We start from the raw sequence: 9,711 nt of genomic DNA, 5'->3' as shown, positions 1-9,711 counted from the left end.
TTCATGGCGACCGCGACCGCTTCCCCTAAGCCCCGGACCTTCTTCAGCCTCTTCTGGCGCCGCCTCCGGCGGCACAAGATGGCCATGGCGAGCCTTGTGGTCATCGTCCTCCTCGTCCTCATGGCCCTGTTCGCCCCCTGGATCGCCCCCTACGACCCCACGGCCCAGCCCACGGGCGAGGACGTGGGGGCCTACTACTTCCTGCCCCCTTCTCCCGAACACCCCTTGGGCACGGACGACCTGGGGCGGGACGTGCTTTCCCGGATCATCTACGGCTCCAGGATCTCCCTCCTCGTGGGGTTCGCCGTGGCCTTGTCCAGCGTGATCATCGGGACCCTTATGGGCACCCTGGCGGGCTACTACGCCGGGCGGCCCCTCCGCTTCTACCTGGGCCCCTTGCGGCGGGAGAAGGAGGGGTTTTATCCCTGGAGCTTCGCGCTTTGGCGGGTCTTCTCCTGGGTGCTCTACTACGGGGTCTTGTACCTCGCGGTCTCCGTGGCCTGGACCTTGGCGGCGGAGGGGATCCGGGCGGGAAGCCTATGGGGCTACCTGGGCTTCGGCCTCGTCCTGGCCCTCGCCCTTTGGGCCGCCTGGTTCGGGCTTAGGGGGGAGATCCGCCTGGACCTGGACGTGGCCATAAGCCGCCTCATTGACTTTATGCTCACCATCCCCACCCTCCCCCTCCTCTTGGTGCTCTCCGCCCTCCTGCGGGACCCCGAGGTGGCGGTGGGGCGCTGGGCTCAGGGGGTGTTTGGGGACGCCGCCAGCGTGTTCATCATCATCACCATCCTCGTTTTCTTTGGCTGGCTGGGGACGGCAAGGCTCGTGCGGGGGAGCATCCTCTCCCTGAGGGAGATGGACTACGCCACCGCCGCCCAGGCCCTGGGGGCCACGGACTTCCGCATCATGTTCCGCCACCTGGTGCCCAACACCATGGCCCCCCTCATCGTCCAGGCCACCTTGCAGGTGGGCCAGGCCATCCTGGTGGAGGCGGCCCTCTCCTTCCTCGGGTTTGGCATCCAGCCCCCCGTGGCCACCTGGGGCAACATGCTCACCAACGCCCAAGAGTACATCTTCATCGCCCCTTGGCTTGCCCTGCCGCCGGGCTTCATGATCTTCATCACGGTCCTGGCCTTCAACTACCTCGGGGACGGGCTTAGGGACGCTTTGGACCCGAGGAGCCGCCTCTAAGGCCGTCCCATGCCGGCTTGCGCCGGCATGGGGGTTTAGGGGCTGAGCTTCTCCTCGGGGTAGGCGGCCTCCACGAAGTAAAGGCCGTGGGCCGGGGCGGTGGGGCCCGCCAGGCGGCGGTCGGCGGTTTTCAGGATGGCCTTTAGGCTCTCCGGGGGCCGCTTCCCAAGCCCCACCTCCAGGAGGGTGCCCACCATGCCCCGGACCTGGCCCCGGAGGAAGCTTTTCCCCCGGAAGTAGAGGCGCACCTCGAGGCCCGCCTCCCCCTCCGCCACCTGGAGCCGGGCCTCGAGGAGCTCCCGCTCCCCCGGCCGGGTTTCCTCCTTGGCGAAGCCCAGGAAGTTGTGCCGCCCAAGGAGGAGGGAGAGGGCCTCTTCCATGGCCTCCAGGTCCAGGGGGCGCCGCACCCAAAGGGCCCGGTGGCGGAGGAGGGGGGAGGGGTGGGGCCTCACGAGGATCCGGTAGCGGTAAGCCCGCCACAGGGCGTCCTTGCGGGCGTGGAAGTCGGGGGCCACCTCCCTCGCCCCCACCACCTTGAGGTCCTCGGGGAGGAGGCGGTTGAGGGCCTCGGGGACCTTCTCCACGGGGATGGCGCTTTCCACGTCCACGTGGAAGGGCATGGCCAGGGCGTGCACCCCGGCGTCCGTGCGCCCCGCGGCCACCGCCTTGGGCAAGGCCCCGATCCCGGGCAGGGCCCTTTCCAGCTCCCCCTGCACCGTGCGCAAGCCCCTCCCCTGCCGCTGCAGCCCGGCGAAGAGGGTGCCGTCGTACTCGCAAAGGAGGAGGAGGCGCCGCACGCCCTCAGGCCTCCTGCCGGACCGGGGCAGGGGGGGTACCCTCCAGGGCCACCCCTTCCCCCACCACCTCTAGCCCTACCCGGTCCCCCACCTTGAAGGGGCAGGTGGGGCCTTCCTGCACCAGGACCTCCCGCTCGGGCTGGACCCCGTGGAGGCGCACCCGGTAGGTGAGGTCGTGCCCCTTGAACTCCCGGGCCACCACCTCCCCCTGGGGGCCCTGCCCCGGGGGGGTGAGGCGCAGGGCCTCGGGGCGGAGGGAGAGGAGGAGGGGGCCCTCCCTGGCTTCCGCCAGGGGCACGCGGCCCAGGCAGGTCTCGGCGTACCTCCCCCGGCCCTCCCCGGGGAGGAGGTTGGTCCGGCCCAGGAACTGGGCCACGAAGGGGGTCTTGGGGCGGAGGTAGACCTCCTCCGGCGTCCCGACCTGGAGGATCTCCCCGCCCCGCATCACCCCGAGGCGGTCGGCGAAGGAGAGGGCCTCCTCCTGGTCGTGGGTGACGAGGAGGGCGGCGGTGCCCGTCTCCTTGAGCACCTTGCGCACCTCCTCCCGGGTGGCGGCCCTAAGCCCCGCGTCCAGGCTGGAGAAGGGCTCGTCCAGGAGGACGAGCTTGGGCCCGGGGGCCAGGGCCCGGGCCAGGGCGACCCGCTGCTGCTGCCCTCCCGAAAGCTCCCCCGGCCTCCGGTCCTGGAAGAGGGTCATGCCCACCCGCTCCAGGGCCTTGCGGGCCCGCGCCAGGCGGTCCTTGCCCTTAAGGCCGAAGGCCACGTTGCCCAAGGCGGTGAGGTGGGGGAAGAGGGCGTAGTCCTGGAAGACGAAGCCGATGCCCCGCTTCTCCGGGGGGAGGGCGGTGATGTCCCGCCCCTCCAGGAAGACCCGGCCTGCGTCGGGGACCTCGAGGCCCGCCACCACCCGCAAGAGGGTGGTCTTGCCGCAGCCCGAGGGCCCGAGGAGGGCCAGGATCTCCCCGGGGTAGAGGGCGAGGTCCACGCCCCGGAGGACCTCCAGTTCTCCGAAGCGCTTGCGGATGCCCTTGAGCTCTAGAAGCGGCGCTCGTTCCACAGCAACACCCCCACGAAGGCCGCGGAAAGCCCCACGATGAGGAGGGCGAAGGGGGCGGCCTCCGCGAACATGGCTTCCTGAGTGTAGCCGAAAACCCGGGTGGCCAGGGTGCTGAACCCCGTGGGGGCCAGGAGGAGGGTGATGGGAAGCTCCTTCATGGCCCCGATGAAGGCCAGGCTGCCTCCGGCGGCGGCGCCCCGCCAAAGCAGGGGAAAGGTGACCCGGAAGAAGGCCCGGGTGGGGGTGTCCCCCAGGGTGCGGGCCGCCTCCTCCAGCCTAGGGGGGACCTGGGCCAGGGCGCTCCGCACGGGGCCTAGGCTTTCCGTGAGGAAGTGGAGGGCGAGGGCGAGGACCAGGAGGGCCAGGGTGCCGTAGAGGAAGGGGAGGGTCCTCAAGCTGAAGAAGATCCAGGCGAGGGCGTAGGCCAGGGGCGGGATGGCGTAGGCCAGGTAGGCGAGCCTTTCCAGGGTGCGGGAGGCGGCGGAGGGGTAGCGGGAGGCCAGGTAGGCGATGGGCAGGGCCATGCCCACGCTCAAGAAGGCCACGGGGAGCGCCACGAGGAGGGCGTGGCCCAAGGCCTCCGCGAGGCCGCTCGTGGCGGAGGCGGGGAAGCGGCGGGCCAGGTGGAGGAGGGCGTAGAGGGGGAAGGCCACCGCGAGGAGGAAGGGGAGGAGGAGGAAGAGGTGGGCCAAGGGGGCGAGGGGGCCCAGGCGGGCGGGGGGCGAGGTCCGGGCCGCGCCCCGGCCGGTCCGGCCCAGGCTCAGGCGGCGGAGGAGGGCGGCCTCCAGGAGGAGGAGGCTTCCCGTGAGCAGGAGGAGGAAGAGGGCGAGCCAGGCGGCGTAGACCCGGTCAAAGGCGGCGCTGTACTGGAGGTAGATGGCGTAGGAGAAGGTCTCGTAGCGGAGGAGGCTCACGGTGCCGAAGTCGCCGAGGACGTGGAGGGCGATCACCAGGTAGCCCGAGAGGAAGGCGGGGAGGAGCTGGGGCAGGGTCACCCGGAGGAAGACCCGCCACGGGGGGTGGCCTAGGGTGCGGGCCGCCTCCTCCACCGAGGGGTCCACCCCCAGGAAGGCGGCGCGGAGGGCGAGGAAGAGGTAGGGGTAGGTGATGAGGCCCAGGACGAGGAGGGCTCCCCAGTACCCCTCGGGCCGGGGCAGGGGGAGGAGCCCCCCCGGCCCCGTGGCCGAGAGGAGGACGTAGGCCCCCACATACCCCGGGACGGCGAGGGGGAGGGTGAGGAGGGTGGCCCAGAGGCGCTTGCCCCTGAGGTCCGTGCGGGTGGTGAGGTAGGCGGCGGGAAGGGCCACGAGGGTGGCGAGGCCCAAAACCCCGGCCGCGAGGCCCAGGGTGTTGCGGAGGAGCTCCAGGTTCTTGGGCCTGAGGAGGATCTCCCGCAGGACCAAAGGGTCGGCCTCGAGGGCCCGCACCCCCAGGTAGGCCACGGGGAGGAGGACCCCGCCCCCGGTGAGGAGGGCGGGAAGGAGAAAGGGAAGTAGGCCGGGAAGGGTGGCGCGCCGGAAGAGGGTCATGGCCGTTTGGGGAAGGGGCGGGGAAACCCCGCCCCTTGGGCCCGCTAGAGGACCCCGGTCTCCCTCAGAAGCCTCAGGGCCCGGTCCAGGGGAAGCTTCTCAAGGTCCAGCTTGGGGCTTTTCGCCAGGGCCTCCTCCAGGGGGAGGAGGTTGGGGTCCAGCGCCACCCCCTTCACCAGGGGGTACTCCCCGATGTTGCCCACGAAGTACTGCTGGGCCTGAGGGGAGAGGAGGTAGGTGAGGAAGCGGGTGGCGGCGGCGAGGTTCTTGCTGGTCTTGAGGAGGCCCGCCCCCGTGACCAGGGCCAGGTTGCCCGCGTCCCCGTCACGGAAGTGGTGCATCCCCAGGCGGTACCCCGCCCGGCGGAAGCGGACCACGTAGTAGTGGTTGGTGGAGCCCAGGTCCACCTCCCCCGCCCGGATGGCGTCCAGCATGGCGGGGTTGGAGGGGTAGGCCTTGGGGGCGAGGGCCTTCATGGCGAGGAGCCACTCCCGGGTCTTCTCCTCCCCGTAGAGGGCGATCATCCCCGCCACCATGTCCTGGAAGCTGGAGTAGGTGGGGGTCCAGCCCACCCGGCCCACGAGCCCCTTCTCCCGGGCGAAGCGGGGGAGGTCCAGGAGGCTTTCCGGGAGCTCCTCCGCCTTGATCCGGTCCGGGTTGTAGGCCAGGACCCTGAGGCGCACGGTCACGGGGACCCAGGTCCTGGAGGCGGGCACGAAGGCGATGGGCTTCTCTAGGAGCGTCTCCCCCAAGGGGCGGAGAAGCCCCTTGGCCGAGGCCTGGCCCAGGGCCCCGGCGGTGTTGGCCCAGAAGAGGTCGGCGGGGGAACGGCTCCCCTCCTCCTGGAGGGCGGCGAGGATCTGGGCGTCGGTGCTGTAGCGGACCTGGACCCGGATACCGGTCTCCGCCTCAAACTGCTTGACCAAGGGTTCCACCAGGCTCTGTCCCCGCCCCGAGTAGATGGTGAGCGTGGGGCTTTGGGCAAGGGCGCCTAGGGCCGCGAAAGCCGCAAGGGTCAAAAGGTAGCGCTTCATCATGGGTACCTCCGTTCTCCTCGGGAGGCGCGCCTCCCGGGAAGGAGGGTACCCCGGGGCGGGGGGAATGTCAAGTATTCCGGTCGGATTTATTGGTTTTAGAAGTGATAATCGTTCGCAACCAGGGGAAGACGCCCGTGAGGTCTTCCGGTGGGGGCGGGGCCTCCTCGGTGTAGACCAGGGGGACGGGGTTTAGGGTGTGGCGGGGGTGCCAGGGCTCCTCGGCGTTGCCGTGGTCCGAGGCCAGGAGGAGGACGCCGCCTTCGGCGAGGAAGCCCTGGAGGAAAAGGGTGAGCTCCCGGAAGCGGTCGGGGAGGCTTTCGGGGTGGCGGTGGGCGGCGAGGTCCAGGGCCCAGTACTCCAGGACCACGAGGTCAAAGGCCCGGGCCAAGGCCGCCGCCTTGGCCCCCGCCCCGTAGGGGTCCTCCCAGAAGCCGGGGAGAAGGGCCAGGGGGTGGCCCAGGGGGAGGAGGGGAAGGCCCGCGAGGCGGGCCGCCTGGGCGAAGGCGGAGAGGAGGAGCCTTTTCCCTTCCGTGGCCCGCCTGAGGTAGTCCGGGCGGTAGCCGTTGGCGTGGAGGACCCTTAGGCCCTTCCCCTTGGCCCAGGCGTAGAGGCCTTGCGCCAGGAGGGGCCTGAGCCTGGGGCTCGGAAAGGGGCCCTGGTGGTGGCCGAGGAGCCTGGCGGCGTTCTCCCCGGTGAGGAGGGCGGTCTGCCCCGTGCCCGACTGGGGCAGGCCCTCCACCCCCAAGGTGGCGTCCAAGGGGGTGGGGGCGAGGGCGAGGAGGAAGGGGAAGAGGTCCTCCAAGGCTCCTCCCAGGCCCAGGCCGTCCACGAAGAGGAAGAGCACCTTTCCATCCTAAGGGGGGACATTTGCCACAGGGGGATAGAGGTACCCTGAGCTTAGGAGGTGATGGGGTATGGGAAGCTACAACCCGCTGGTCTTCGTTCTAGGCCTGGTCACGGCGGCCGGGGTCTCGGGGGTGGCCTACTTGCTCGCCGTGGCCCGGGGTGGGGACGAGAAGGCCCTGGGGCGGCTTTATGGCCCCCTCTTCTTCACCCTGGGGGTCTTCTCCCTGGGGGCGGTGGCCCAGCTCTACTGGACCAACTGGGCGGGCCGTCCGGTGCCCCAGTACACCGAGCTCTTCGGGGTGGCCACGGGGCTTTTCGCCTTCATGATGGTCCTCGCCGGCTTTTACCTCTACCAGGGCCTGGAGCTTAAGGCCCTGGCCTGGCCCTCCGCCTTCCTAGGGCTTTACCTCCTCCAGGGGGCGCGGGCGGTTTTGGACTTCGGCCTCACCCGCAACCCTCCCCTCACCGCCCTCATGTGGGGGGCGGCGGGCCTCGCCAGCCTCGGGATCCTCTTCTACGCCTATAGCCGCCCCGAGGCCCGGCGCACCTGGGCCTACCTCGGGGCCCTGGTCCTGGCCCTGATGGCCTTGGGGGCCTTCCTCACCGGCTTTATGGCCTACTACGGCCACATCGCCAGCGCCGTGGGAGGCGGGGGCTAAAGGGCCCAAGGGTTTGTGTCCCCATGCCCAAAGCGCTTCCGGGCATGGGGTAGCCTTTTGAGGAAGGGAGGTTCTATGCCGGTCCGGAAGGCGAAGGCGGTATGGGAGGGCGGCCTTAGGCAGGGGAAGGGGGTTATGGAGTTGCAAAGCCAGGCCTTCCAGGGGCCTTACTCCTACCCCTCCCGGTTTGAGGAAGGGGAGGGGACGAACCCCGAGGAGCTCATCGCCGCGGCCCACGCGGGGTGCTTCTCCATGGCCCTGGCGGCCAGCCTGGAGCGGGAGGGCTTTCCCCCGAAGCGGGTCTCCACCGAGGCCAGGGTCCACCTGGAGGTGGTGGACGGCAAGCCCACCCTCACCCGGATTGAGCTTCTGACCGAGGCGGAGGTGCCGGGGATCTCCTCGGAGAAGTTCCTGGAGATCGCCGAGGCCGCCAAGGAAGGCTGCCCCGTGTCCCGGGCCCTTGCGGGGGTGAAGGAGGTCGTCCTTACGGCCCGCCTGGTTTAGGGGCTACTCCCCCTTCCAGAGGAGGCGGCCGCAGGAGGGGCAGCGCACCACCTGCCCCCGCACCACCTTTTGCGCCACGTGGGTGGGCAGGACCACGTTGCACCCCTCGCAGCGGTAGACCTGGCCCTGGGCCGCCATCCGGGCCACCCCGGTGCCCCGGCGGGCCCTGCGGATGGCCTCGTACTCCTTGAGGATCTGGGCGGGGATCGCCGCCGCCATGGTGGTCCGCTCCTCCACCTTGGCGGCGATGGCGGCCTCCAGCTCCGCCACCCGGGCCCGGTTGGCCTCGAGGAGCTCCTGGAGCCTGGGCCTGAGCGCGGCGAGCTCCTCCTCCACCTGGGCGATCTCCGCCTCCAGGTTCTCCATGGCCTCCATGATGGGGGTGGAGAGCTCCAGGAGTTCCCGGATCCGGTCCTTGATCTGCTGGATGCGGTTCTCGTACTGGGTCTGCTCCCTGGCGCTTTGGGCCCGCTTTTGCTCCTCCTCCGCCTGCTTCTCCTTGGCGCTCAGGTCCTCAATGTCTAGGCTGTGGCGGTTGTACTCCCGCTCCAGCTCCGCCCGCCGCTCCAGGAGGTTCGTGAGCCTTTCCTCCAGGGCCTCCACCTGGCCCTGGAGGGCCACGAGCTCCTCGGGCGGGCTCTCCGCCTCAGCCCGGAGCCGGTCTATTTCCAGGTCCTTTTCCTGGAGCGCGTAGAGTGCCTTCAGTGCCTCCGCCCCGTTCACGCTTCCCATTCTAACCCCGTGAGAAAGGGGTTCGTCCGGGCCTCGAGGCCCAGGGTGGTCCCGGGCCCGTGCCCCGGGTGGACCCGGGTTTCCGGGGGAAGGGAAAGGAGCCTCTTTAGGGAGGCGAAAAGCGCCTTGGGGTCGGCCCCGGGGAGGTCGTAGCGGCCGACGCTTCCCCGGAAGAGGAGGTCCCCGGAGAAGACCTGGGCGCCTTCGGGGTCGTAGAAGGCCACGTGGCCGGGGCTGTGGCCGGGAAGGTGGAGGACCTGGAAGCCGAAAAGCCTCATGCCCTCCTCCAGGGGCCGCACGGGGAGGGGGGGCTTGGGGATGGCGAGGCCCCAGGCCCGGGCGGCGAGGTCCGCCCCTTCGTACAGGGGGAGGTCCAGGGGGTGGAGGTAGACGGGAAGGTCCAGGGCCTCCACCAGGGGGGCCACGGCCCCCACGTGGTCAAAGTGGGCGTGGGTGAGGAGGATGGCCAAGGGGATGAGGCCCGTGGTTTGGAAGAGGGCCAGGAGCTTTTCCGGCTCGTCCCCGGGGTCAATGAGGACCGGGCCCTCCCCCGTTTCCACCAGGTAGGCGTTTTCCTGCAGGGGGCCTAGGGTGACGGGAAAGACCCTCATGGCTCGGTGGGCAGGCCCTCCTGGAGCCACTCGTGCATGGAGCCGAGGTAGTTCCGGGCCCGGACCCCGAGGCTCCTTAAGACGAAGAAGGCCACGGCGCTCCGGGCCCCGGAGTGGCAGTAGACCCCCACCTCCTGGCCCGGCTGAAGCCCGAGCCTTTCAAGAAGCCCCTCCGGGCTCAGGAAGAGCTCCAGGGGGGCGTTTTTGCTCCCGGGGATGCGCCCGCCCCGGGGGCAGCAGGGGGGGTGGACCTTGCCCTGGAACTCCTCGGGGCTCCGCACGTCCAGGAGGAGGGGGTGGCGGGCGGCCTCGTCGGCGGTGAGGAGCCAGTCCCGCCGCAGCTTGGCCACCACTTCGGTACGCTCGGGCTTGGGCTCCTCCTTCTCCGTGGCGTAGGGCTCCCAGCCCTCGGTCCAAAGCTGGACCTCGAGGCCGCCCAGGCCCAGAAAGAAGGCGGTGCGGCAGAGGCGGCTCGTGAGCCCTTCGTCGTAGAGGACCACGGGGCTTCTTAGGCCCAGGGTCTGGAAGAGCTCCGTGAGCCCGCCTTCCAGGGCCTTAAGCTCCGCCTCCTCCCGCAGGCGGAGCTTGGGGGCGGAGAGGTCCAGGTGCCGGGCCCCGGGGAGGTGGCCCGCCTCGTAGGCGGGGCGGGGGCGGGTGTCCACCAGGACCGCGTCCTCGGGAAGGTTCATGCCCCTGATTATAGAGGGCTCACGGGTAAGTTAATGGCCTCACATCTCTTGACAAAAAC

The 9,711-nt window shown here is 70.3% G+C and carries 11 protein-coding genes; 3 read left to right on the top strand and 8 right to left on the bottom strand.

Going from position 1 to position 9,711, the window contains the following annotated elements; translation table 11 throughout:
• The first annotated feature begins 3 nt into the window (after positions 1-3).
• Positions 4-1,191: an ABC transporter permease gene (locus TTH_RS08260; protein WP_011228820.1), complete on the top strand. Its 1,188-nt coding sequence runs from the start codon at positions 4-6 to the stop codon at positions 1,189-1,191.
• Positions 1,192-1,226: 35 nt separating this feature from the next.
• On the opposite strand, the gene truA is transcribed toward TTH_RS08260, so the two are convergent.
• From truA to TTH_RS08235, 5 genes are all read right to left on the bottom strand, one after another.
• The gene (gene truA / locus TTH_RS08255) at positions 1,227-1,988 is read right to left on the bottom strand and encodes a tRNA pseudouridine(38-40) synthase TruA (protein WP_011173668.1); all 762 of its coding nucleotides are present in this window, start codon (positions 1,986-1,988) and stop codon (positions 1,227-1,229) included.
• Positions 1,989-1,992: 4 nt separating this feature from the next.
• Positions 1,993-3,045: an ABC transporter ATP-binding protein gene (locus TTH_RS08250; RefSeq protein ID WP_011228819.1), complete on the bottom strand. Its 1,053-nt coding sequence runs from the start codon at positions 3,043-3,045 to the stop codon at positions 1,993-1,995.
• Complete coding sequence (locus TTH_RS08245) at positions 3,024-4,574, bottom strand: ABC transporter permease (RefSeq protein ID WP_011228818.1); 1,551 nt, start codon at positions 4,572-4,574, stop codon at positions 3,024-3,026. The genes TTH_RS08250 and TTH_RS08245 overlap by 22 nt, the downstream gene beginning before the upstream one ends.
• Before the next feature lie 44 nt (positions 4,575-4,618).
• On the bottom strand, positions 4,619-5,611 hold the full coding sequence (locus TTH_RS08240) for an iron ABC transporter substrate-binding protein (RefSeq protein ID WP_011228817.1): 993 nt from the start codon (positions 5,609-5,611) through the stop codon (positions 4,619-4,621).
• A gap of 67 nt (positions 5,612-5,678) precedes the next feature.
• Entirely contained in the window at positions 5,679-6,455 is a 777-nt protein-coding gene (locus TTH_RS08235; protein ID WP_011228816.1) for a metalloenzyme, read from the bottom strand.
• 70 nt (positions 6,456-6,525) lie between these two features.
• On the opposite strand from TTH_RS08235, the gene TTH_RS08230 reads away from it, so the two are divergent.
• Both TTH_RS08230 and TTH_RS08225 read left to right on the top strand, forming a co-directional pair.
• The gene (locus TTH_RS08230; RefSeq protein WP_011228815.1) at positions 6,526-7,116 is read left to right on the top strand and encodes a DUF981 domain-containing protein; all 591 of its coding nucleotides are present in this window, start codon (positions 6,526-6,528) and stop codon (positions 7,114-7,116) included.
• Between the two features lie 75 nt (positions 7,117-7,191).
• Positions 7,192-7,620: an OsmC family protein gene (locus tag TTH_RS08225; protein ID WP_011228814.1), complete on the top strand. Its 429-nt coding sequence runs from the start codon at positions 7,192-7,194 to the stop codon at positions 7,618-7,620.
• A 3-nt stretch (positions 7,621-7,623) separates the two neighbouring features.
• Here the strand turns inward: TTH_RS08225 and TTH_RS08220 are convergent, their stop codons facing one another.
• From TTH_RS08220 to TTH_RS08210, 3 genes are read right to left on the bottom strand one after another with little or no spacing between them, the layout of a single operon-like run.
• The gene (locus tag TTH_RS08220; protein WP_011228813.1) at positions 7,624-8,352 is read right to left on the bottom strand and encodes a zinc ribbon domain-containing protein; all 729 of its coding nucleotides are present in this window, start codon (positions 8,350-8,352) and stop codon (positions 7,624-7,626) included.
• On the bottom strand, positions 8,340-8,963 hold the full coding sequence (locus TTH_RS08215) for an MBL fold metallo-hydrolase (RefSeq protein WP_011228812.1): 624 nt from the start codon (positions 8,961-8,963) through the stop codon (positions 8,340-8,342). The genes TTH_RS08220 and TTH_RS08215 overlap by 13 nt, the downstream gene beginning before the upstream one ends.
• Entirely contained in the window at positions 8,960-9,652 is a 693-nt protein-coding gene (locus TTH_RS08210) for a sulfurtransferase (protein WP_011228811.1), read from the bottom strand. Before TTH_RS08210 ends, TTH_RS08215 begins: the two co-directional genes overlap by 4 nt.
• Positions 9,653-9,711: the final 59 nt, after the last annotated feature.

This window comes from Thermus thermophilus HB8 (assembly GCF_000091545.1).
Taxonomy (GTDB): Bacteria; Deinococcota; Deinococci; order Deinococcales; family Thermaceae; genus Thermus; species Thermus thermophilus.
This window is presented reverse-complemented; position numbering and strand designations above follow the sequence as displayed.

Excerpts from the sequence above, each read along its gene's own strand:
- TTH_RS08260 (WP_011228820.1), top strand. The coding sequence starts at position 4 with ATGGCGACCGCGACCGCTTCCCCTAAGCCCCGGACCTTCTTCAGCCTC.
- TTH_RS08225 (WP_011228814.1), top strand. The coding sequence starts at position 7,192 with ATGCCGGTCCGGAAGGCGAAGGCGGTATGGGAGGGCGGCCTTAGGCAG.
- TTH_RS08230 (WP_011228815.1), top strand. The coding sequence starts at position 6,526 with ATGGGAAGCTACAACCCGCTGGTCTTCGTTCTAGGCCTGGTCACGGCG.
- TTH_RS08245 (WP_011228818.1), bottom strand. The coding sequence starts at position 4,574 with ATGACCCTCTTCCGGCGCGCCACCCTTCCCGGCCTACTTCCCTTTCTC.
- TTH_RS08210 (WP_011228811.1), bottom strand. The coding sequence starts at position 9,652 with ATGAACCTTCCCGAGGACGCGGTCCTGGTGGACACCCGCCCCCGCCCC.
- TTH_RS08220 (WP_011228813.1), bottom strand. The coding sequence starts at position 8,352 with ATGGGAAGCGTGAACGGGGCGGAGGCACTGAAGGCACTCTACGCGCTC.
- TTH_RS08240 (WP_011228817.1), bottom strand. The coding sequence starts at position 5,611 with ATGATGAAGCGCTACCTTTTGACCCTTGCGGCTTTCGCGGCCCTAGGC.
- TTH_RS08215 (WP_011228812.1), bottom strand. The coding sequence starts at position 8,963 with ATGAGGGTCTTTCCCGTCACCCTAGGCCCCCTGCAGGAAAACGCCTAC.